The following is a 22,978-nucleotide window of genomic DNA, read 5'->3' as shown; positions in this document are numbered from 1 at the left end:
AGAATTTTTTGCCCAAGAACGCGAGGCGCTCACTTTTCGAAATGGGACTTATGCTATGTCTTTTCTACACTGAACTGAATAGTTTGGTTCACTTTTTTTCGCAAGAGCAGTACCCGGCGGCGAAAATGTGCAAATTCGGACCCTTGGCTTGGCGTTGGTGCCGGGGTATGACATGGCGCACTTAGACAAGATATACAGCCCAGGGGGCACGGGATGAGCGACACGGACAGTTTCATTGATGAGGTCACGGAAGAGGTGCGCCGCGACCGAATGTATCTGTTATTGCGCCGCTGGGGCTGGGTAGGTGTGGTTGCCGTTGTGCTGATCGTGGGCGGCGCGGCCTTCAATGAATACCGAAAATCCCGCGATGCGGCGCAGGCGCAAGATCTGGGGGACTCGATTCTTGCTGCGCTGACGGAAAACGATTCCGACGCGCGTGTCGCAGGCCTGCAGGGTATCGGGGCGGCAGCTCCGGGTGGAGACGCGGTTTTGAACATGCTTTTGTCCGCCTCGCAGGTCGATGCCGGATCGCGCGAAGACGCGGTCAACAGCCTGAACGCGGTGGCCGTTCAGGGCGACTTGCCTGAAATTTACCGCGCGATTGCAAGCTTCAAGGTGTTGTTGTTGCAAAGCGACACACTTCCTGCAGCCGAACGTAGGCAACAGTTTGAGGCGCTGGCAGCGCCTGGCGCACCGCTGCGTCTGCTTGCCGAAGAACAGTTGGCCCTGATTGACGTGTCCGAGGGCAATGTCGAGGCTGCGCTGGATCGGTTGCAGGCGCTGCGGCAGGATGCTGAAGTCGGGATTGACCTGCAACAGCGTGCCGCGCAATTGATTGTCGCGCTGGGCGGGGAACCAGAACCCCTGGTGGCGCAACAAGGTTGATCGGGTGGTGAACAAAGACATTTTGACAGGCGAGTTCGGAATACCATGGTAACAAGACTATTCTCCCGCGTGGGACTGCCGGTCGCGGCACTGGCATTGACCGCTCTGGCCGCCTGTGAAGAACCCGAGACCATTCTGCCCGGTGAACGTGAAGACATCCGCCCACTGTCGGATTTGGAAACTGTTGAAAGGCAGGGCTCTCAGCCCATCAGTCTGCCGTCGCAGCAGGCAAATGCCAATTGGTCGCAAAGCCCAGGAACTCCGGCCTATCGAACAACAAACGCCGCGCTGCGCGCGACACCGCAGCGGGTTTGGTCGGCCTCGATCGGTCAGGGGGACTCACGCAAGCAACGCATCACCGCCGAGCCAGTCGTTGCAGGTGGGTTGATCTATACGCTGGATGCAGGGGCAACGGTTTCAGCTGTCACACCCCAGGGCCAGTTGGCCTGGAACACGGATTTGATTCCCGCAAGTGATGGAGACTCGGACGCAACCGGCGGTGGAATGGCCTATGCCGATGGTGTTCTTTATGTTTCTTCAGGTTATGGTCGCCTGACCGCACTGGATGCGAGAACCGGTGCCATTCGGTGGCAGAAGCGTCTGCAAGCCACCGGCAGCGGCGCACCGTTGGTTAATGATGGCCTGCTTTATCTGGTGGCCGGAGATGAAACGGGTTGGACCATTGCCACCAAGGATGGACGTATCGCCTGGCAAATCGAAGGTACGCCGAGCGTGGGCAACGTATTGGGTGCACCAGCGCCTGTGATCGCCTCGGATCTCGCTGTGTTCGCCTTCGGCTCGGGCGATGTTGCGGCGACCTTTCGGCGGGGCGGTATCCGCCGTTGGAACGCATCGGTCGCCGGTGGACGCCGAGGGCGGGCCGCAGCCCAGATTGTTGACGTGACAGGCGGCCCGATGGTGTCGGGAAACACCATCTATATCGGCAACCATTCAGGCCGGACCGTCGCCTTTGACGTTGCGACGGGTGAACGTCGGTGGACCGCCGATGAGGGGGCCGTGGATGCCGTTTGGCCCGCAGGTAACAGCATCTTCCTGATCAGTGACCGCAGCCAGCTGGTGCGTCTGAACGCGGCGGATGGCTCGGTTGTCTGGGCGCAGGATCTGCCGGGTTTCGTGAAAGACAAACGCGGCCGGCGTGGTCCGATCTTTGCGCATTACGGTCCGATCCTGGCCGGTGGCCGCATTGTGATTGCGTCCAATGACGGGTATTTGCGGTTCTTCAATCCGGTCAACGGAACGCTGGTTCATCAGGTCGAAGTGCCCGGAGGCGCGACAACAGCGCCGGTTGTTGCCGGGCAAACGCTGTATGTGGTTTCGACCAAGGGTGATCTACACGCTTTCCGTTGACGGCAAGATGCGCTAAAGGGCGCATCTTGAGTCTTGAAAGTTGAGTATCATGTCGCTGACCCTCGCTATCGTGGGGCGCCCGAATGTGGGCAAATCCACTCTGTTCAATCGCCTTGTGGGCAAACGTCTGGCCCTGGTCGACGACCAGCCGGGCGTGACACGTGACCTGCGCGAGGGCGAGGGGCGTCTGGGCGATCTGCGCTTTACCGTGATCGATACGGCGGGGCTTGAGGATGCAACCGACGACAGCCTTCAGGGAAGGATGCGCCGCCTGACCGAGCGCGCGGTGGACATGGCCGATGTGTGCTTGTTCATGATCGATGCGCGCACGGGGCTGACCCCCACGGATGAGATGTTCGCCGAGATCCTTCGCAAGCGCGCGAAGCACGTGATTTTGGCGGCCAACAAAGCAGAAGGTTCTGCTGCGGATGCGGGAGTTCTGGAAGCTTATAATCTGGGGCTGGGAGAACCCGTGCGCCTGTCTGGCGAACACGGCGAGGGCATGACCGACCTTTATTCTCAGCTCATGCCACTGGCTGATGCGGCCGATGAAGCACAGGCAGAGGAAGCCCCCGAGACCGATATCGAACTGGATGAAGATGGCGAGGGTGAAACACCTCTGATCACTGCTGCCAAGCCATTGCAAGTGGCGGTGGTTGGCCGGCCAAACGCGGGCAAGTCGACATTGATCAACAAGATCATCGGTGAAGATCGCCTGCTGACAGGCCCCGAGGCTGGGATCACGCGAGACGCCATCAGTCTGCGTGTCGACTGGGCTGATCCTGTTGGTGACAGCACCCCGATGCGTATTTTCGATACAGCGGGGATGCGTAAAAAGGCGAAGGTTCAGGAAAAGCTTGAAAAGCTCTCGGTGTCCGATGGTCTGCGGGCCGTTAAGTTTGCAGAAGTTGTCGTGGTCTTGCTCGACGCGGCGATCCCGTTCGAACAGCAAGACTTGCGCATCGCCGATCTGGCCGAACGCGAGGGTCGGGCCGTAGTTGTTGCCGTCAACAAATGGGACGTCGAAGAGAACAAGCAGGAAAAACTGCGCGAGCTCAAGGAGTCCTTTGACCGACTTCTGCCGCAACTGCGCGGTGCACCCTTGATTACAGTGTCTGCGAAAACGGGCCGGGGGCTGGAGCGCCTGCGCGCTGCGATTTTGCGCGCCCATGACATTTGGAACCGCCGGGTGCCGACTGCTGCGCTGAACCGCTGGCTGACCGCGATGCTTGAACAGCACCCGCCACCAGCGCCGCAGGGTCGCCGGATCAAGCTGCGCTATATGACTCAGGCCAAGACCCGCCCGCCGGGCTTTGTTGTGATGTGTTCACATCCTGACAAGATGCCCGCCAGCTATACCCGCTATCTGGTCAACGGGCTACGCGAGGATTTCGACATGCCCGGCACGCCAATCCGTCTGACTCTGCGTGGGCAAGGGGATAAGAACCCCTACAAGGGTCGCCGCAAGAAAAACGCGGGCGCACTGGCCAAGCATCTCAAAGGGCGCGCGTAACTGCGCCAATTTTCAGCGTTTTTGCTGCGAGGGCGTGACAGCGTCCGTTCTGCGCGCTAGCATTCACTAGTGTGCATTTGTTTTACTGCGCACGCTTGTACCGGGACCAACGGGGCATATTTTTAGTTTATATTTAACCGGGCCATCGTGGGAGAGGGCTGGATGGATCTGAGGGAATATACACGGCAATACGCTGTTCAGGACAACAGGCTGGCAGCGCTTAGCTATTTTGGAACTTTTGCGGTGTATTTTGCATCGCTGGCGCTTGCGATTGGATATGTGGATCGCTGGTATGTCATGGTTCCCGCAGGCGTGGTCTTTGCCTTTTCGGCGGTGCGTCTTTATGTTTTGCAACATGATTGCGGCCATCATTCGCTGTTTGAGACGCGCCAGCAAAATGAATGGGCGGGGCATGGGTTGTCACCGTTTACCTTTGCGCCCTTTGAGGTGATGAAACAGAACCACAACCTGCATCACGCAGGGATCGGCAATCTTGAGCACCGCGAAACAGGTGAAATTCACACAATGACCCTGCGCGAATGGAATCAAGCGGATTGGAGCAAACGCTTGTTCTATCGGCTGTACCGCAACCCTTTCATCCTGGTGCCCGTTGGCGCGTTGTTCACATACTTCATCCGGTACCGCTGGCCTAAGAATACCGTTCGGTTTGGGGTGAAGGGCGTGTTTTTGCACAACCTGTCCATCGTTGTTTTTCTGGGGCTACTCTACATGATTGCGGGCGGCACCGGAATTCTGGTCTGGCTTGTGTTCTCGCTTTTGGGTGGAATGTTGGGGGTTTTCCTAGTCTATCTTCAACATAATTTTGAAGACACCTATTGGGACCGACGCCCGGATCTGGATCCGCAGCTTGCAGCGTTGCAGGGTTCATCCGCGCTGGATTTTGGATGGTGGTTCGATACGGCGGTTGCATGTATAACATTGCACGACATTCACCACTTCAACGCGCGCATTCCGTCTTATCGCTTGCGTGCGTGCCATTACAGCCTGCCGCCTGAATACACCCCGCGGCGTATCAAATTCCCCGAAGCAGTCGCAGCGCTGAACCTTAAGCTTTGGGACGAGGATACCAAACGTCTGGTGCCGTTCCCCAAGAAAGGCCGGACGGCTGATTTGGCCCACAGTTAAGCAGAGTCGCGCCATTTGGTGCCGCGGCTTGAAGCCTCGTATATCTTGTGTATATACGTTAAATCAGGGAGACAGAGAAAGGATCCGGAATGACCGCAGTGACCGATGTTAAAGGTGTGGGGGAAGCGCTTGCCGCGGCTTTGTCCGCGAACGGCTTTAAGACAGCCGAGGCGTTAGCGAAGGCCAAACCCGAAGATCTGGTCAAGGTTCCTCGGATCGGTTTGGCAAGAGCTGCCGTGCTGATTGCTGCGGCGAAAGATGCCACGGCTTCAAAACCAGCTGCGCGCCAGGTTCCGGCCCGCAAACCCGCCGCCCGCAAACCTGCTGCCCGCAAACCAGCTGCGCGAAAACCTGCGACGCGACGCCCAGTTGCGCGTAAGACCGTTGCGGCCGCCGCTGCCGAGAAACGCGCCGAAGAGGCGGCGAAGAAGGCTGCAGAAGAGAAAGCAGCCGCTGACGCGGCCGAGGCCAAAGCCCGCAAAAAAGCCAAGGCCAAAGCCAAAGCTGAAAAGGCCGCTAAGAAACGTGCCGAGATGGAAGCTGCGTTTTCGAAAGCAAAGGATAAGGTGAAGGCCAAGTCCAAGAAGGACAAAAAGTCCAAAAAGGACACAAAGAATAAAGATGCTGGCAAAAAAGACAGTAAGAAGAAAGATAAGAAAAAGGATAAGAAAAAGGCGAAGAAGTAAGACTTCCTCGCCTTCCCATCTTATTGGACCGGCTCCCGATTGGGGGCCGGTTTTCTTATGTCAGCGTGCCGTCCAGTTGCAGGGTCAGCTTGCCACCCAGATAGGGGCTCAGAACGTCTGGCAGGGTCACGGTTCCGTCCGAGTTCTGGCCGTTTTCCAGCACAGCGATCAGGCAGCGCCCCACGGCAAGGCCTGAGCCATTCAGCGTATGGACATATTCCGGTTTTCCACCACCCTCAGGGCGGAACCGCGCATTCATGCGGCGGGCCTGGAATTCACCACAGGTCGAGACCGAGCTGATCTCGCGGTAAGTATCCTGACCGGGCAGCCAAGCCTCGATGTCAAAGGTGCGGCGCGCGCCAAAACCCATGTCGCCGGTACACAGGATGACGGTGCGGTAGGGGATGCCCAGTTTTTCCAGAATGCCCTCGGCGCAGCGCAGCATACGCTTTTGTTCGTCATCCGATTTGTCCGGATGTGTGACCGAGACCATCTCGACCTTTTCGAACTGGTGCTGGCGCAGCATACCGCGTGTGTCCTTGCCCGCGCTGCCGGCTTCGGACCGAAAGCACAGAGAATGCGCGGTATAGCGGCGGGGCAGGTAGCTTTCCTCGATCATCGTGTCGTTGACGATATTAGTCAGCGAAACTTCGGATGTCGGGATCAGCCACCAGCCTTCGCGGGTCTGATAGCTATCTTCGCCAAATTTCGGCAACTGACCCGTGCCATGCATCATCTCGGACAGAACCAGTACCGGGCCGTTCACCTCGGTCAGCTCGTTCTCGTTGATATGGGTGTCCAGCATGAACTGCGCCAGTGCGCGGTGGATGCGGGCAACGCCGCCCGACAGCAGCACAAAGCGCGAGCCAGAGAGTTTGGCTGCGGTTTCGAAATCCATACCGTGCTGGACGGCTTCAATCTCGAAATGCTCTTTGGGTGCAAAATCCAACTCTCGTGGTGTGCCCCAGCGGTTGATCTCGACATTGTCGTTTTCATCGGCCCCTTCGGGCACATCCTCGGCGGGCAGGTTGGCGATGCGGATCAGCTGATCGGTCAGCAGAGCGTCCAGATCTTTGGCTTCGGTCTGCATCCGGGCAATCTCGGCCTTTTTCTCGGCCACCAATGCGCGCAGGCGTTCGAACTCTGCCTCGTCGCCACGACCCTTGGCAGCACCGACTTCTTTGCTGGCCTTGTTCTGTTCGGCTTGAGCTGTCTCGGCGGCCAAGATTTTGGACCGGCGGCTTTCATCCAGCCGCAGCAAATCTGACGACACCGGCGCGTCCCCACGGCGCGCAAGGGCGGCGTCGAAGGCGGCTGGATTTTCGCGAATGGCGCGGATGTCGTGCATGTCTCAGATCCTTAAATGCGTGAATCACTGAAACCGCTTATGCACCATCTGTCGGGCGGGGTGTAGCACCGGTTACGACTTATCGTCCTCGGCGTGGATTTCATGCGCCAGATGGCCATCCCATTCCTCTGCCGGGATTTTTGGTTCCGGTGGGTCAGCCATATAAGAGGGCGTCATGATCTGTACGCCATTTTCATTGAACACGGCGACAATGTTGCGGTGCAGGTCCGAGCGTATTTTTGGAATGATGCTGCCGCGCGTTGTGTAGCCGTTGATCTGATAGTTGATCGCGTAGTCGGCCAAAGCGGTCCACAATACAAAGGGTTCGGGCTTGGCTTTGATCCCCTTGGTGCGATTGGCAGCTTCGATCAGCATCGCCTCGACCTTCTCTGGGGGTTCCTCATATCCGATGCCGACCGTCGTGTGCAGCAACAGCCCGCTGCCATCGGTCTTCTTCGAAAAATTTACCACATCCGAGTTCATCAGCTGGGCATTTGGGATCGAGATCAGTTCGTTCTTGATCGACTTCAAATGCGTTTCCATGAGTTTGATCTGCACAACGTCTCCTATGTGATCTCCGATCTGGATACGGTCGCCGATTGAGGTGGATCTTCGGTAAATAACAAACAGGCCCGCCAGCATGTTGGACACGACCGAGTTTGCGCCCAGCGACAGCATTGCGCCGACCAGAATGGTCAGCCCCTGAAACGCCGCCGAGTCCGAGCCGGGGATGTAGGGGACAGCAAAAACCAGCGCGATCAGAATCACGATGACACGGGCGATATTGAACGTCGGGTTGACCCAGTGTTTCTCGAAATCACCCATATCGAACGAGCCCGCTTCAACCGCATCGAAGAACACGCGCATCCCTTTGATGATATACATCGTGACCCATGTGATCAGGCCCAGCATGATCAAGTTGGGAATGTAGCTCAGGATACCCTTGAATATCAGCAGTACGGGTTCGGTCAGGTAAGTGAGCAGCAGCTGCGCGAAATACCGTGTTTCAGCAAATGCAAGAAGGACAAAAGACAGATAATAGTAGAAACCCAGAAAGAAGATAATCAGCAGGATGAAATTCAATCCGTACCGGATCAGGGCTGCGATCGCTTCGGCCTGGACGCTTTTGGCAGTCGCCGTTTCAACATCCTTCAAATACCGCTTTACCAGTTTCAGGGTACGCCGCCTGATCCGCCGATGCAGCCATAGGATCAGCGCCACGAAAGCGACAAAGCCAAGTGTCCATCCCGCAGCCTCAATTGCACCTGACACCCGCGCCTGGTCTGTGCGGTTGGCACGATAGGCGAGGATGGCCTCTTCGATCGCCTGACCATGGAGGAAGCTGAGAACATCCAGCTCCATCTGATCCAATTCGGCATCTGCAACGGTCACGATTGACACGATCACACCGTCAGCCCGAATGCGAACGCCCAGATCGGTTTCTTCGAATGCGATGTCGACCGCAGGACTTTCCGAAGCTTCGGCAACCTCAATGATCTTGTCCTGAACGCTTTCCGCCCGTTCCGGCGCGGGCAGGGCACTGGACCCACGCAGGAAGAACAACATTTCGCCGTCCACGATTACAGGCGCTTTGAAACTGTCCGTTTCATCTGCCTCGGGCTCAGTGATTTCAGCGGGTGTTTCCTGCGATTGCGCCGGGCCGGAAAGCGTCAAACCCATCGATATGGTGATCAGTAAATAACATAGCAAAAGGAAAGGCTTGAATGGCAGTGTCATATGTCCCCCTACGGTTAAACTATAACCGGTTTTGCATGTGTTCCTAGGACATATCTGCAACGCTTTTCCCTTAGTTGACGGGTCGTATTCTTTTTCACGTGGTACACATCACCGCCTTTGCTTGCAAACAGGCATCTCAAAGCATAGGTTCCGGCCAAATTTGCGGAACGGTGCCGCAAGATCTGAACAAAGGAATATCCCATGGAAGGTGGCGCAATCGCCCAGTTTCTCCCGCTGATCCTGATCTTCGCGATCATGTATTTCCTGCTGATCCGTCCACAGCAGAAGAAAATGAAAGAACATCAGGCCATGGTCGAGGCCGTGCGCCGCGGTGATCAGGTGATCACCCAGGGTGGGGTGATCGGCAAGGTGTCGAAGGTCAAGGAAGGCGAGAACGAGATCGAGGTCGAGATCGCCGAGGGCGTCAAGATCCGCGTGGTTAAATCGACCATCGCTCAGGTTCTGAACAAGACCGAACCTGCGAAGTAATTTCGCTCGACAATCCCTTGAAAAGGCAGGGTAATGCTGCAAATTGATACCTGGAAGCGGGTTCTGATTTGGCTGGTCTGTGTGACCGGCCTTCTCTTAGCCCTGCCAAACGCGTTTTACACACGGGTCGAACAATCCAACGACGCAAAAGCGGCCATTGAGCTGGGTAACGATACGCCTGAATTGCAGGCTCAGGCTGCGGAATGGCCTACTTGGTTGCCATCTTCGCTGGTCAATCTTGGTCTGGATTTGCGCGGTGGTGCGCATTTGTTGGCCGAAGTCCGGGTGCAGGATGTGTACGAATCCCGGATGGAGGCCATGTGGCCTGAAGTTCGGGACGCGCTGCGTGACGAACGTGCGACGGTTGGAACGATCCGTCGCCAGGAGTCTGCCCCGGATGAGATTCGCGTTCGCATCAGCCAACCAGAGGGAATGCCCAGAGCGCTTGAAGTGGTGCGTGGACTTGCCCGCCAGGTGCAAACCCTGACCGGTGTTGGTGCCACGGATATTGAAGCGCGCGCTGATGGCGACACGATCGTTGTGCAGCTTTCCGAGGCCGAAAAGCTGGCATCCGATGATCGCACCGTGCGTCAATCGCTTGAGATTATCCGCCGCCGGATTGACGAAGTTGGCACCCGTGAGCCCACTATTCAGCGCCAGGGCGCGGACCGGATTCTGATCCAGGTGCCGGGCATCGGCAGCGCCGGAGAGTTGAAAAACATCATCGGAACCACAGCTCAGCTGACCTTCAACCCGGTTGTTAACAGGGGCACCGACCCGGATGCCAGCGTGGGCATCGGCGAAGAAGTTGTACCTTCGATCGACGAAAGCGGTGTCTATTATATTATTGAATCCGCCCCGGTTGTGACCGGTGAAGAACTGGTGGATGCACAGCCTTCGTTTGACCAAAACGGTCGCCCTGCGGTCAGTTTCCGGTTCAACACGTCTGGCGCCCGCAAATTTGGTGATTATACCCGCGACAATATCGGCGCGCCCTTCGCGATCGTGCTGGATGACGAAGTGATTTCCGCCCCAGTGATCCAAAGCCACATCCCCGGAGGATCTGGCATTATCACTGGCAACTTCTCTGTCGAGGAAAGCACCAATCTGGCCATCTTGTTGCGTGCGGGTGCGCTGCCTGCCGGTCTGGAATTCCTGGAAGAACGCACCATCGGTCCCGAATTGGGACAAGACAGCATCGATGCGGGTAAGGTTGCCACAATCGTGGCCTTTGTTGCCGTTCTGACCTTTATGGCGCTCAGCTATGGTCTGTTCGGAATCTTTGCCAATATCGCGTTGATCATCAACGTCGGTTTGTTGTTCGGCCTGCTATCCCTGATCGGAGCAACCCTGACCCTGCCGGGCATCGCCGGGATCGTTCTGACGGTCGGTATGGCGGTGGATGCCAACGTGCTGATCTTTGAACGCATTCGGGAAGAATTGAAATCTGCCAAAGGGCCAGCCCGCGCCATCGAGCTGGGCTATGAAAAGGCGCTGTCGGCCATTCTGGACGCCAACGTGACAACCTTCATTACGGCGACGATCTTGTTCGCGATGGGCAGTGGCCCGGTGCGCGGGTTCGCAATTACCCTGGGCATTGGTATTCTGACATCGGTCTTTACCGCGATCTTCGTGACACGCCTGATGGTTGTCATGTGGTTCGAACGCCGCCGTCCTAAAACGATCGAGGTTTGACATGAGACTGAAACTCGTACCCCAGAACACCTCGTTCGATTTCTTCAGCCGCTGGAAGGTTTGGCTGGGTATATCCGGCCTGATGATGGTCGTGGCTTTTGCTTCGTTTATGTTGCAGGGCCTGAATTTTGGCATCGACTTTCGGGGCGGTACGACCATTCGAACTGAAAGCACGCAACCGATTGACGTCGGCACGTACCGCGACGCAATCGCGCCATTGGAACTTGGCGATGTGACAATCACCGAGATTTTTGATCCGACCTTCGGAGAGGATGAAAATGTCGCGATGATCCGCATTCAGGCGCAGGCCGATGCCGAGGCGGTTGAGGCAGCAACGATCACGGCTGTGGAGCAAGCGCTGCAAGCCGTGATTCCGGATATTCAATTCGTATCGGTTGAATCGGTCGGCCCTAAGGTTTCCGGAGAGCTTATCCAGACAGCCGTTATCGCCGTTGCATTGGCCATCGGCGCGGTGCTTGTTTACATCTGGCTGCGGTTCGAATGGCAGTTTGCGCTGGGGGCGGTAGCTGCCCTTGTGCATGACGTGATCCTGACCATTGGCATATTCTCCGAGCTGCAAATCCGGTTCGATCTCGCCATCATTGCGGCGCTTCTGACCATCGTCGGTTATTCGTTGAACGACACTGTGGTTGTCTTCGACCGCGTGCGCGAGAACCTTCGGAAGTACAAGAAGAAGGACCTGAAAGAAGTTCTGAATATCTCGATCAACGAGACGCTCAGCCGGACGGTTATGACCTCGGTCACGACCCTGCTGGCGCTGATCTCGCTTTACGTTCTTGGCGGGGATGTGATCCGAGGGTTCGTCTTTGCGATGATCTGGGGTGTGATCGTGGGAACCTATTCCTCGGTCTTCGTGGCTTCGACCATCCTGTTATGGCTGGGGGTCAAACGCGACTGGTCCAAGCCGTCGAACACGGCAGGCAACCAGTTTGCCAATATTGATGCCTGAGCTTTTTGGCCAGCCCCCGCAAGGGCTGGCCATTATCCTTTTTGCGGCTTTTCTTGGCGGCGTTGTGCGCGGATTTTCGGGCTTTGGAACCGCGTTGGTCTTCCTGCCCCTTGCCTCCCCCTATCTCGGCCCATTCGGCGCGCTGATCGGGTTGACGATCATGGACATTTTTGGCCCGCTGCCCAATCTGCGCCGCGCTTGGAGCGATGTGGACAAAGGCGATCTTGCCCGCTTGACCGGAGGTTGCGCTTTGCTTCTGCCGCTGGGCTTGTGGGTGCTGACCCGCGTCGACCCCGATGTGTTTCGATATGCGGTCAGCCTGCTTGCGCTTTTCATGCTCGCGGTTCTGATATTGGGGCTGCGGTATAACGGCCAAGTCACTCGCGCGATGGTCTCGGGCATCGGTGCCGCTGCCGGGTTTCTGGGCGGTGTCGCAGGGCTTCCGGGTCCGGCGGTGATCCTTTTTTATATGTCCCGTCCGCTGTCGGTTCAGGTCATCCGCGCCACGATACTGTTGTTTCTCTTCGCGTTCGACTTTCTCATTCTCGGTTACCTGACTGGGATGGGGCGTGTTACATGGGCGGCTGCAGCGCTGGGTCTTGCACTGGCAATACCGAACCTGGCGGGGAATTGGCTGGGCGGATGGATGTTCCGCCCCGAGCGTGAGAGGCTTTATCGTGCGGCAGCTTATATCGCCATCGCACTGGCGGCCTTGTCGGGCCTGCCGCTTTGGGGATAGAAAGCGCATATGCGCTTGAACGAGATCACCTACACCAGTGCAGTACCGGTCGACGGCTACGGCCCCGGCTTCTTCCGCGTCGGCGGGCAAGTCCACGACGGCCCGGTTCTAATCGGCCCAACCGGAACAACAAGATGGGGCGGCTATGATGACACAGTGCCGCTGCTGAACCTTGCAGACGACATCGACGTCCTGTTCATCGGCACTGGCAAGGAAATGTCGCACATTCCCCAAACCCTGCGTGCTACTTTGGAAAACGCCGGAATTGGCGTCGAAATCATGAACTCTCCCGCCGCCTGCCGCACCTATAACGTGCTGCTCTCGGAAGGTCGCCGGATCGCACTTGCCTTAATCCCAGTTGGATAGGGTGTTGCAATCCGCCCTTGGCTATCCCCAAGCCAGCTAAGCCCTGCGGCAAATCTTGCCTTTTGCCTCTGAGGACAATCCGCTAAGCGGGTTTCATGACACTGACTGTATCCGACTTGTCGATCACCCGTGGTGGCATTCCCGTGCTGGAAGGTCTCAGCTTTCAACTGCGGCCTGGTAAGGCGCTGATTCTACGTGGACCAAACGGGATCGGTAAAACGACGCTTCTACGTACTTTGGCGGGTTTGCAGCCGCCGCTTCAGGGTACCATCGAAGGTGCCGAGGACCAGATTGCCTATGCGGCCCACTCGGACGGGTTAAAGCCGACGCTGACCGTGACCGAGAACCTGACGTTCTGGGCCTCGGTCTTTGGGACCAGCGGCATACAAAGCGCATTGGATGCGTTTGATCTGAATGAGCTGGCCGATCGCCATGCAGGCAACCTGTCAGCCGGTCAGAAACGGCGGCTGGGGTTGGCGCGGATGCTTGTGACTGGACGACCGATCTGGATGCTGGACGAACCCACCGTGTCGCTGGACAAAAACGCGGTGCAGATGTTTGCTGACGCGGTGCGGGCACATCTGGCGCAGGGCGGGTCGGCCCTAATCGCAACCCATATCGACCTCGGCCTGGACGGAGAGGTTCTGGATGTGGGACCCAACAAGGCCAAACCCAAACCCATTGACGATTTCGACGGAGGCTTCCTGTGATCGCCCTTTTGCTGCGCGACCTGAAACTGGCCTTCCGTGCAGGCGGCGGATTTGGTTTGGGCCTGGCGTTTTTTCTGATCGTGACCGTGATGGTGCCGTTTGCAGTTGGTCCGCAATCTTCGCTGCTGTCCACCATCGCACCCGGTGTTCTTTGGCTGGGGGCGTTGCTGGCCTGTTTGCTGTCGCTCGACCGCTTGCTGGCTTTGGATTGGGAAGACGGGTCGCTGGACCTGTTGGCCACCGCGCCGCTGCCGCTGGAATCAGTTGTAACCATCAAGGCTTTGGCGCATTGGCTGACCACCGGTTTGCCTCTTGTCCTGGCCGCTCCGTTCCTGGGAGTTTTGTTGAATCTTCCTGTGCCGGGTTTCTTCTGGCTGGTGATTTCACTGCTGATTGGCACCCCGGCGATGAGCGTGATCGGAACATTCGGTGCAGCCCTGACCGTTGGATTGAAGCGTGGCGGTTTGTTGCTGTCACTGTTGGTGCTGCCGCTATACGTGCCCACCCTGATTTTCGGAGCCGAGGTCGCCCGGCGCGGAGCCACAGAGATGGAGGTGCAGACGCCGCTGCTTATGCTGGCCGGCATCACGGCGGCAACGATCGCGCTGTTGCCATTCGCCAGCGCGGCGGTATTGCGGATCAATCTGCGGTGAACCGTCTCAACTTTGACCAAGGTCAATTGAGAACCACCCCAATTCAGACTAGATAGGGCCCATGTCTATTGCAGCCAAAGCCAACGCCCTCTGGGAATATGCCAACCCGCGTAAGTTTCTTGCGACGAGTGAGCGTGTTCTGCCGTTTTTCTGGATCACCTCACTTGCCTGCATCTGTGTTGGCCTGATCTGGGGCTTTTTCTTTACGCCGGACGATTACAAACAAGGGTCGACGGTCAAGATCATCTATCTGCATGTGCCTGCGGCGCTGATGGCGATCAACTGCTGGCTCATGATGTTGGCGACGTCGCTGGTTTGGCTGGTAAGACGTCACCATGTCAGTGCGCTTGCTGCGCGGGCGGCGGCACCGATTGGGATTGTGATGACCCTGATTGCTTTGCTGACTGGTGCGATCTGGGGCCAGCCTATGTGGGGCACCTGGTGGGCCTGGGATCCGCGACTGACATCGTTTCTGATCCTGTTCCTGTTCTACCTTGGATATGTCGCCCTGTGGGAGGCGATTGAAGACCCTGACACTGCGGCCGACCTGACCTCGGTCCTGTGCCTTGTAGGGTCGGTTTTCGCGATCCTCAGCCGCTACGCGGTGAACTTCTGGAATCAGGGACTGCATCAGGGCGCATCTGTCATGCGCGCAGCAGCGGTTACCGGGACAGACACCGAAGAGAAGGTTAGCAACATATTCTTCTATCCGCTGCTGGTCTGCATCATCGGCTTTGTTCTGCTGTTCATCGCATTGGTGCTGTACCGTACCGGAACCGAAATTCGGGCACGTCGGATCAAGGCACTGATGGCGCGGGAAAGGGTAAGTGGATGATTCCCGATCTTGGAAAATACGCTGACGCGGTTCTGTCGTCTTATGCCGTGTCGATCGTTCTTCTGGTGGCCTTGATTGCGTTCAGTGTGATGCGAGGACGCAAAGTGCGTAAAGATATGGAAAAGGTCGAACAAAGGATGTCGCGCAATGGCTAAGATTTCGCCCTTGATGGTCGCTCCACCGCTAATTTTTGCTGCCTTTGCCGTGCTGGCCGGGATCGGCATGTTCCGAGATGATCCCAATGCCTTGCCATCCGCGCGTGAAGGGCAGCCCGCCCCACCGGTGGTCCTAAGCGAGTTTCCTGGCAAAACCCCGTTCGATGACGCAACTCTGCGCGATGGAGAAGTTAAGCTGGTCAACTATTGGGCCAGTTGGTGCGCCCCTTGCCGGGCCGAACACCCCAATCTTGACGCTTTGGCGAAAGAAGGCATTCCGGTCTATGGCATCAACTACAAAGATCAGTTGGCCAACGCAGACGCATTTCTGACCGAGCTTGGCGATCCTTACACTGCGATGGGACGGGACGAGCAAGGCCGCATGGCGCTGGATTGGGGCCTATACGGCGTTCCTGAAACCTACGTGATAGACGGCGATGGCACTGTCATTCTGCGCTTTGCCGGGCCTATCACGCAACGGGTGATCGAAAGCACGATCCGCCCTGCCTTGGAAAAGGCTGCGGGTGGCTAAATACCTGCAAGCGGCTGTACTGGTTATTACAATCGATAGCCTCCGGTGACGCCGAGGACTTCACCCGTTATGAAACCCGCCGCGTCAGAGGTCAGAAACCGAACGACCTGCGCGATATCCTCTGGTACGCCGACACGCCCAAGGGCGGTGTCTTTGACGAACAATTCTGTCAGATCATCCGGGCGTGGGGCCTCGGGGATGTTGATCGCGCCAGGGGCAATCGCATTGACGCGAATACCCTGCGGGCCCAGTTCCTTAGCCATGGCACGGGTCCATAGGTTGAGCGCAGCCTTGCTGGCCCCATAGGTCGCGGCATCGCGCGGCGGAAGGGTCGCATTCATGGAAGAGATATTCACGATGGATGCCCCAGCTTGCAGTTGGGGCAGGGCGGCGGTCAGAAGGGCCACGGGCACAAGCAAATTCAGGTCAAGAATGTCCCTGTGGTCCTGTTGATTGAACGCCTCTTTGGGTGTCGCGCGCACAAGCCCCGCATTGTTCACAAGAACGTCCAGCCGTCCGAATTGTGCGATGACCTGTTCAATAACCTGAGCCGGTTGATCTGGCTGAGTCAGGTCTGAACGGATCGCCAAAACATCGCTGTCCAACACATCCAGCTCAGGCGCGCTGTTTAACCACGTGAACGCAATTTTGTGATCTCGACCAAGGTCTTCGACGATTGCCCGGCCAATCCCTCGGGCGCCGCCGGTTATCAATGCAACTTTGTCCATAGGCACACCAAATCTGTAAAGTGGATGTGTTTCAACGCTTAATCTGATCGCCTTGGAATAGCGTCAGCTGCGCAGCAAAATCCAGATCATCGCCGCGATGAACGCAAAGGTTACCAGGTTCATCAGAGTATCTGTGAGATCACCGATCAGCATCGTGCTGGCCCTCCTCTCTGAGACCGCGGAACAGGCAGACCATCAGCAGGACTGAAATGAAGACAAAGGGCAAAGCACCCAGTGAAATCAGGATCTTGACCGAGTCCACTGACCCAGAAAGGATCATCGCCACGCTCAGCAGCCCCAGCAAGGCCCCCCATATCAGGCGCACGCGCGGAGGAGGGTTCTCGTCTCCTCCGGTCGAGAAGGTGCCCAAAACAAATGCAGCGCTGACGACACTGGTCACAATGAACAGAAACGCAGCCAGTACCGTTGCAAGTGTTGTGATCAAGGACAGCGGCAGCCGGTCGAGCAGAGCAAAGGTCACGCGTTCAATGTTTGTCTGCGTATAGGCCAGAAGTTCGCCTGCGCCGTTGAGTGCCTCGAACAGGCCAATGCCGCCAAAAGCGCCGAACCAGAGTATGGAAAACAAAGTGGGGGCGAACAGTACCCCGATCACGAACTCTCGTATCGTTCGACCACGAGAGATGCGCGCCACGAAGACACCCACAAAAGGCCCCCAGGCGATCCACCAAACCATGTAGGTGAGGGTCCAGTCGCTGAACCACCTGGTGACGTCGTCGCCAAAAAACGTGAAGGTTTGAAAGCCGCGTGGGATGACGTTTGTGACATAGTCGCCAAAGCCCTGAACCACAGTATTCAAAAGGTATTCAGTTGGGCCAAGAATAATGGTGTAGGCCACGAGGCCGATCGCAATCAGCATGGCCGCGTTAGACAAGCGCGCCATGCCTTGCCCCAGATCAATCAAAAGCGCAGGGATGTAAGCCGCGACCATTGCAAGAAACACAACAGCGATCAGAAAGGCACCAACTGTTTCCCGACCTCCCAACACGGCAATTCCGTCTGCGACCTGAAAGACGCCCATAGCCATTGAGCCCCCGACACCAATGGCAATCGCGATGATCGCCATGAAGTCTGAAAGCCATCCGACACGTTCGGCCCAGCGTTCACCGGGAAACAGGCTTTTGATCGGGGCGCTGACCATCATCCCGGTGCCGCGCCGGAAGCTGAAATAGGCGATGGTCAGCGCAGTCGATCCGTAAATGGCCCAGGCGTGTAAACCCCAATGGAAGTTTGTTGCCAGCATTGCCTGTTGTGCGGCGATGAATTCCGGTGCCATGCCTGAGATGAAATTGAAGTGGGTTAACGGTTCGGCCACCGCCCAGAACAACAGACCGACCCCCATCCCAGCTGAGAACAACATCGATATCCAGGTGGCAGTCGAGAATTCTGGTTCTTCGTCATCGCGACCAAGGCGAATGTTCCCATGTTTTGAGAATGCCAGAACCAGACACCCGATCAACATGCCCGAGGCGGCGAGCATCACGAACCATCCCCGGCTGTGGAAGGTCTGTTGGACAATACCACTGGCCCAAGTCACCAAACTCTGGATGTCGATGACACCCCATATCCCGATGACCGCAATGACGCTGAGAGAGCAAACCAGCAAGGCGTTTGGTTTTTGCATGGCGAACGGTTTCCGTGAGTGACTTTACCCAACAGTTTCAGGTTTTCGAATGAATGGCCAGAAAACAAAACCCCCGGCGCTTGGCCGGGGGGTTAATTCGCACGTTATGCTGTCAGGTCACGATGCCTTCGCAAGATTGCGCAGTACATAGTGAAGCACGCCGCCGTTTTCGATGTACTCAATCTCGGGTGCGGTATCGATGCGGCACTTCAGGGTGATGGTCTTCTCACTTCCGTCGCCATAAACGATTGTGCAGGGCACCTCTTGCAGGGGCTCAACCGAATCCAATCCGTGGATTGAGACGATTTCATCCCCTTTCAGGCCAAGGGTCTTGCGTGTGTCACCCCCCGTAAATTCGAACGGAATGACGCCCATTCCAACCAGGTTTGACCGGTGGATACGCTCAAAGCTTTCGGCGATGACGGCTTTCACACCCAGCAACGCGGTGCCTTTGGCCGCCCAGTCGCGCGACGAGCCTGCACCGTATTGTTCGCCACCAAAGACAACCAGCGGTGTGCCCTGTTCCTGATAGGCCATCGATGCGTCGTAGATCGATGTTTGTTCGCCATCCGGGCCTTTGGTGTAGCCGCCTTCGACGCCATCCAGCATCTCGTTCTTGATGCGGATATTGGCGAAGGTGCCACGCATCATGACCTCGTGATTGCCGCGGCGTGAGCCGTAAGAGTTGAACTCGCGCGGCTGCACTTGACGTTCGATCAGATACTGGCCAGCGGGCGAGGTCGACGCAAATGACCCGGCAGGCGAGATATGGTCGGTTGTGACCATGTCGCCCAGAATCGCCAGCACCTTGGCCCCTTCGATATTCGAAATCGTGCCTGGCTCTGCGCCCATACCTTGGAAATAGGGCGGGTTCTGGATGTATGTCGAGGTTGGTGGCCAGTCATAGGTTTCCTGTTGAGGCACCTCAACTTCGCGCCATTTCTCGTCGCCTTTGAACACGTCGGCGTATTTCGATTGGAACGCCTCGCGGGTCACGGTCGCCTCGACCAGTTCCGCGATTTCGCTCTGGCTTGGCCAGATGTCTTTCATGAAGACATCGTTGCCATCCTTGTCTTGACCAATCGGTTCGGATGTCAGGTCGATATCCATTGTTCCCGCCAGTGCGTAGACAACCACCAGCGGCGGTGAGGCCAGATAGTTTGCGCGCACATCCGGCGAGATTCGACCCTCGAAGTTGCGGTTGCCGGACAGAACCGACGTGGCAACCAGATCGCCTTCGGAAATTGCCTCGGATATTTCTTTCTGGATCGGGCCCGAGTTGCCGATACAGGTGGTGCAGCCATATCCCACAAGGTTGAACCCGATCTTGTCTAGATCGTCTTGCAATCCTGCAGCTTCGAGATAGGCCGACACCACTTGCGATCCCGGCGCCAGAGAGGTCTTGACCCAGGGCTTGCGATCCAGTCCCAGTGCCGCGGCCTTGCGGGCCACCAGACCCGCGCTGATCATGACGTAGGGGTTCGACGTGTTGGTGCAGGAGGTGATCGAGGCAATCACGACTTTGCCCGACTCCATGCCATAGTTTTCGCCCTTGACTTCGACCTGCTTGCCCATCGGGCGTTTGAAAGTCTCTGCCATTTCCTGCGTAAAGGCCGCCTTGGCGTCGGTCAGCGCAACATAGTCCTGCGGACGCTTCGGGCCCGAGATCGCCGGAACGATCGTGCCCATGTCTAGCGTCAGGGTATCGGTGTAGATCGGAGCGTAGTCCGCGTCACGCCAGAGGCCGTTTTCTTTGGCATAGGCTTCAACCAATGCCAGACGGTCTTCGTCACGCCCGGTGTTGCGCATGTAGCGTAAGGTTTCTCCGTCAATAGGGAAGAAGCCGCAGGTCGCGCCATATTCCGGGGCCATGTTGGCGATAGTGGCGCGGTCGGCCAATGGCAGGCGGTCCAAACCTTCGCCATAGAATTCAACGAACTTACCGACAACGCCCTTTTCGCGCAGCATCTCCACGACTTTCAGAACAAGGTCGGTGCCGGTGGTGCCTTCGACCATCGAACCCGTCAGTTCAAAACCCACAACCTCGGGGATCAACATCGAGATTGGCTGACCCAGCATCGCGGCCTCGGCCTCGATCCCGCCAACGCCCCAACCCAGAACGGCCATGCCGTTCACCATAGTGGTGTGGCTGTCGGTGCCAACCAGCGTATCGGGATAGGCGACTTCTTCGCCGTTTTGATCCGTGTCGGCCCAGACGGTTTGAGCCAGATATTCCAGGTTCACCTGATGGCAAATCCCAGTGCCGGGAGGCACCACGCGGAAGTTGTTAAAGGCATTCTGACCCCATTTCAGGAACTGGTACCGCTCCATGTTGCGTTCATACTCGCGGTCCACGTTCATCTGGAATGCACGCGGATTGCCAAATTCGTCAATCATGACCGAATGGTCGATGACCAGATCAACCGGGTTCAGCGGGTTGATCTTTTGTGCGTCGCCACCCAGCGCCTTGATACCGTCGCGCATCGCGGCCAGGTCGACGACAGCTGGAACGCCGGTGAAGTCCTGCATCAACACGCGGGCAGGGCGGTATGCGATTTCGCGTGGGTTCTTACCGCCGTTTACACCCCATTCAGCAAAGGCCTTGATGTCGTCGGTTGAGACAGAAAATCCGTCATCCTCGAACCGCAGCATATTTTCCAGAACCACTTTCAGTGCGGCAGGCAGTTTTGAGAAATCCCCCAAACCGGCCTCTTGCGAGGCGGGGATCGAGTAATAGGAAATGGACTTACCATTCACGCTCAGGCTGCGGCGTGTCTTGGCGGTATCCTGTCCGACTTTGATGGGCATCAGTGGCCTCCCTCTCAAATGACTTGGATAATAGGATTTGCTGTCTGTTATCTGCATCACGAAGGCCCTTGGTTCAAGGTTGAACGGGCACAAAGGAGTAAATTTTGTATACCATTGCACACATTTGCGAAGGTAAACATGTATTCCAGCCTCAAGAAACCTTGATTGGTCGTCGAATGCCAAAGCAGCTATTTCTGAAAATCAACCGCCCAAACCGAGAGTCCACATGTTCAGATCCGCCGCTGTAACCGCCCTGATGTCCTGGCTTATGGCTGCCTCTGCTGCGGCTGAGAGCGACCCTGTGGTGGTTGAGTTGTTTACGTCGCAGGGGTGCTCCTCTTGCCCTCCGGCAGACCGGTTGATGCACGACCTGGCCAAGCGGGACGATGTGATTGGCCTGGCGTTGCACGTGGATTATTGGGATTACATCGGTTGGAAGGACGAATATGCCGACCCGGATCATACTTTGCGGCAGCGGGCGTATGCCCGGGAAGGCGGTCGTTCGATGATCTACACGCCACAGATGGTGATAAATGGGCAGCATGATGTTGTGGGCGCGCAGTCCCGTGAGCTCGACCGCTTGATTGACGCTCATCTCAAGGCGGCACCCGAAGCGTCGGTGACTGCAACCCGGACAGCAGATGAAGTAACCGTGAATGTGACGCCCGTAGAATTGCCGGAGGGCGAGACCTACGACGTGCGTATCGTACAGTATTCGCCGATGCGCCACGCCTCGATCCGCCGCGGAGAACTGGCTGGGCACGATCTGGACTATGCCAACGTTGTCGAAACATGGCAGATGGCAGGGCAGTGGGATGGGGCTGCACCACAAACCTTCTCAGCCCAGCTTGGGTCAGACCTGCCGGCGGTTGTTTTGGTGCAACGTGCGGGTCATGGTCCCATTGTCGCCGCAACGCGGGTTAAGTGATCAGGGCATCTCGTCCGGTGCAATGCCAAGCCCGTTCCAATGCTTCCAGCGGCGGTGGATCCAGAACCACTGACCCATATGCTGACGTACCATCTTCTCAAGGTCGTCATTGGTGAATTGCGTCATCGTTTTCGGGTCAGTGTGCGGAACCGGATCGTGCAGTATGATTTCGAAATCGATGCCGTTTGGCTGGCGCACGGCATAACATGGGATCAGTTCCGCGTTGTATTTCATCGCCAGTTCCGCGTTCAGCACAGATGTGACAGCGGGTTTGCCGAAGAATACAAGCTCTTCCCCGCCCATCGCATGGAGATCGGACACAATTGCAATGATCCCGCCCTTTTTCAGCGTGCGCACCATCTCAACCATTCCGCGCCGCCCCTGCTCGAACATGGGCGCACCGGTCTTATAAAAGGCCTCGACATAGGCGTCGTTGAAGTAAGGATTCGCCATGCGGCGGTACAGGCAGCCAATCGGTTGGCCGCTGTGTTTTTGCAGGGCAATGCGCGCGGCCAGATAGTGCCCAAAATGCGCAGTGATCATCATGACCGGACGCCCTGCAGCAATGGCCGCATCAAATGCTGCAATACCAGGGCCGGAAATTTTCGCTGTACTTTGACGCTCAGTAAATCCTTCTGGCGAGAAATGCTCCATGATCGCCCGACCTGCGTTGTCGGGCACGTCACGGCAAATCTTTTTGACCTCGGCGTCGGACAGGTCAGGGCAGGTGAGCTTCAGGTTCCGCCGGATGCGTGTACGAAACCCCACGACCGGGGCCAAAACGCGCATAATCGCGCCCATGGTTGAGATGCGCCGCTCATACGGGAGAAGGCGCATAGCACCGATAACCCCCTGAAGGAACAGATTGGCGACATAGTATTTTCCAAGCTCAAACTTGCTGAGCTCCGACTTTTCGACGGGCATGGAGGCGTCTCACCGCGTGATGGGTATTTCCGTGCCAGACATACAGGCCGATCTTGGCAAGCTCAAGCGTTCAGCAAGATGATGGGCAAACTGAGCATGTTAAGGGGCAAATCTGCTAACC

Annotated in this window: 22 protein-coding genes; 16 read left to right on the top strand and 6 right to left on the bottom strand. The window is 57.1% G+C overall.

The features are described 5' to 3' along the window. Positions 1 to 213 precede the first annotated feature (213 nt). From GOV89_RS06430 to GOV89_RS06410, 5 genes are all read left to right on the top strand, one after another. Positions 214 to 885, top strand: coding sequence for a hypothetical protein (locus tag GOV89_RS06430; protein ID WP_171237822.1), 672 nt, complete (start codon positions 214 to 216; stop codon positions 883 to 885). Positions 886 to 930: 45 nt separating this feature from the next. Continuing rightward, positions 931 to 2,253, top strand: a complete 1,323-nt coding sequence (locus tag GOV89_RS06425; protein WP_171237821.1) for a PQQ-like beta-propeller repeat protein — start codon at positions 931 to 933, stop codon at positions 2,251 to 2,253. Between the two features lie 49 nt (positions 2,254 to 2,302). Further along, positions 2,303 to 3,766 carry a ribosome biogenesis GTPase Der gene (gene der / locus GOV89_RS06420; RefSeq protein ID WP_171237820.1) on the top strand — a complete coding sequence of 488 codons (1,464 nt, stop codon included), beginning with the start codon at positions 2,303 to 2,305 and terminating at the stop codon, positions 3,764 to 3,766. 162 nt (positions 3,767 to 3,928) lie between these two features. Next, positions 3,929 to 4,912 (top strand): fatty acid desaturase, encoded by a 984-nt coding sequence (locus tag GOV89_RS06415; protein ID WP_171237819.1) that lies wholly within the window; start codon positions 3,929 to 3,931, stop codon positions 4,910 to 4,912. Positions 4,913 to 5,001: 89 nt separating this feature from the next. Beyond that, on the top strand, positions 5,002 to 5,598 hold the full coding sequence (locus GOV89_RS06410) for a helix-hairpin-helix domain-containing protein (protein WP_171237818.1): 597 nt from the start codon (positions 5,002 to 5,004) through the stop codon (positions 5,596 to 5,598). 55 nt (positions 5,599 to 5,653) lie between these two features. On the opposite strand, the gene serS is transcribed toward GOV89_RS06410, so the two are convergent. Both serS and GOV89_RS06400 read right to left on the bottom strand, forming a co-directional pair. Beyond that, positions 5,654 to 6,946 (bottom strand): serine--tRNA ligase, encoded by a 1,293-nt coding sequence (serS, locus tag GOV89_RS06405; protein ID WP_171237817.1) that lies wholly within the window; start codon positions 6,944 to 6,946, stop codon positions 5,654 to 5,656. Positions 6,947 to 7,018: 72 nt separating this feature from the next. Continuing rightward, complete coding sequence (locus GOV89_RS06400) at positions 7,019 to 8,683, bottom strand: mechanosensitive ion channel family protein (protein WP_171237816.1); 1,665 nt, start codon at positions 8,681 to 8,683, stop codon at positions 7,019 to 7,021. 201 nt (positions 8,684 to 8,884) lie between these two features. Between GOV89_RS06400 and yajC the strand changes: the two genes are divergently transcribed. The 10 genes from yajC to GOV89_RS06350 all read left to right on the top strand — a co-directional run bounded on the left by yajC (position 8,885) and on the right by GOV89_RS06350 (position 15,827). Continuing rightward, positions 8,885 to 9,172, top strand: coding sequence for a preprotein translocase subunit YajC (gene yajC, locus GOV89_RS06395; protein ID WP_171090782.1), 288 nt, complete (start codon positions 8,885 to 8,887; stop codon positions 9,170 to 9,172). A 33-nt stretch (positions 9,173 to 9,205) separates the two neighbouring features. After that, a complete protein-coding gene (secD, locus tag GOV89_RS06390) occupies positions 9,206 to 10,867 on the top strand; it encodes a protein translocase subunit SecD (protein ID WP_171237815.1) in 1,662 nt (553 codons plus the stop codon). A gap of 1 nt (position 10,868) precedes the next feature. Next, complete coding sequence (gene secF, locus GOV89_RS06385) at positions 10,869 to 11,837, top strand: protein translocase subunit SecF (RefSeq protein WP_171179522.1); 969 nt, start codon at positions 10,869 to 10,871, stop codon at positions 11,835 to 11,837. After that, positions 11,830 to 12,576: a TSUP family transporter gene (locus tag GOV89_RS06380; RefSeq protein WP_171237814.1), complete on the top strand. Its 747-nt coding sequence runs from the start codon at positions 11,830 to 11,832 to the stop codon at positions 12,574 to 12,576. The genes secF and GOV89_RS06380 overlap by 8 nt, the downstream gene beginning before the upstream one ends. 9 nt (positions 12,577 to 12,585) lie before the next feature. After that, positions 12,586 to 12,942, top strand: coding sequence for an Mth938-like domain-containing protein (locus GOV89_RS06375; protein ID WP_171237813.1), 357 nt, complete (start codon positions 12,586 to 12,588; stop codon positions 12,940 to 12,942). A gap of 95 nt (positions 12,943 to 13,037) precedes the next feature. Beyond that, the gene (ccmA, locus tag GOV89_RS06370) at positions 13,038 to 13,652 is read left to right on the top strand and encodes a heme ABC exporter ATP-binding protein CcmA (RefSeq protein ID WP_171237812.1); all 615 of its coding nucleotides are present in this window, start codon (positions 13,038 to 13,040) and stop codon (positions 13,650 to 13,652) included. Further along, positions 13,649 to 14,305 carry a heme exporter protein CcmB gene (gene ccmB / locus GOV89_RS06365; protein ID WP_171179531.1) on the top strand — a complete coding sequence of 219 codons (657 nt, stop codon included), beginning with the start codon at positions 13,649 to 13,651 and terminating at the stop codon, positions 14,303 to 14,305. The genes ccmA and ccmB overlap by 4 nt, the downstream gene beginning before the upstream one ends. A 61-nt stretch (positions 14,306 to 14,366) precedes the next feature. Continuing rightward, positions 14,367 to 15,140 (top strand): heme ABC transporter permease, encoded by a 774-nt coding sequence (locus GOV89_RS06360; RefSeq protein WP_171179533.1) that lies wholly within the window; start codon positions 14,367 to 14,369, stop codon positions 15,138 to 15,140. Next, positions 15,137 to 15,295, top strand: a complete 159-nt coding sequence (ccmD, locus tag GOV89_RS06355; RefSeq protein WP_171179535.1) for a heme exporter protein CcmD — start codon at positions 15,137 to 15,139, stop codon at positions 15,293 to 15,295. Before GOV89_RS06360 ends, ccmD begins: the two co-directional genes overlap by 4 nt. Then, positions 15,288 to 15,827 carry a DsbE family thiol:disulfide interchange protein gene (locus tag GOV89_RS06350; RefSeq protein WP_171237811.1) on the top strand — a complete coding sequence of 180 codons (540 nt, stop codon included), beginning with the start codon at positions 15,288 to 15,290 and terminating at the stop codon, positions 15,825 to 15,827. The genes ccmD and GOV89_RS06350 overlap by 8 nt, the downstream gene beginning before the upstream one ends. Before the next feature lie 26 nt (positions 15,828 to 15,853). On the opposite strand, the gene GOV89_RS06345 is transcribed toward GOV89_RS06350, so the two are convergent. From GOV89_RS06345 to acnA, 3 genes are all read right to left on the bottom strand, one after another. Then, entirely contained in the window at positions 15,854 to 16,555 is a 702-nt protein-coding gene (locus GOV89_RS06345; RefSeq protein WP_171237810.1) for an SDR family NAD(P)-dependent oxidoreductase, read from the bottom strand. 139 nt (positions 16,556 to 16,694) lie between these two features. Continuing rightward, positions 16,695 to 18,197, bottom strand: a complete 1,503-nt coding sequence (locus GOV89_RS06340; protein WP_171237809.1) for a BCCT family transporter — start codon at positions 18,195 to 18,197, stop codon at positions 16,695 to 16,697. A 117-nt stretch (positions 18,198 to 18,314) separates the two neighbouring features. Then, on the bottom strand, positions 18,315 to 21,005 hold the full coding sequence (acnA, locus tag GOV89_RS06335; RefSeq protein ID WP_171237808.1) for an aconitate hydratase AcnA: 2,691 nt from the start codon (positions 21,003 to 21,005) through the stop codon (positions 18,315 to 18,317). A 226-nt stretch (positions 21,006 to 21,231) separates the two neighbouring features. Here acnA and GOV89_RS06330 point away from each other — a divergent pair, with 226 nt between their 5' ends. Then, positions 21,232 to 21,933, top strand: coding sequence for a thioredoxin family protein (locus GOV89_RS06330; RefSeq protein ID WP_171237807.1), 702 nt, complete (start codon positions 21,232 to 21,234; stop codon positions 21,931 to 21,933). Here the strand turns inward: GOV89_RS06330 and GOV89_RS06325 are convergent, their stop codons facing one another. After that, on the bottom strand, positions 21,934 to 22,857 hold the full coding sequence (locus tag GOV89_RS06325) for a lysophospholipid acyltransferase family protein (RefSeq protein ID WP_171237806.1): 924 nt from the start codon (positions 22,855 to 22,857) through the stop codon (positions 21,934 to 21,936). Between the last annotated feature and the right edge of the window lie 121 nt (positions 22,858 to 22,978).

Source organism: Ruegeria sp. HKCCA5763 (genome assembly GCF_013034545.1).
Taxonomy (GTDB): Bacteria; Pseudomonadota; Alphaproteobacteria; order Rhodobacterales; family Rhodobacteraceae; genus Ruegeria.
This window is presented reverse-complemented; position numbering and strand designations above follow the sequence as displayed.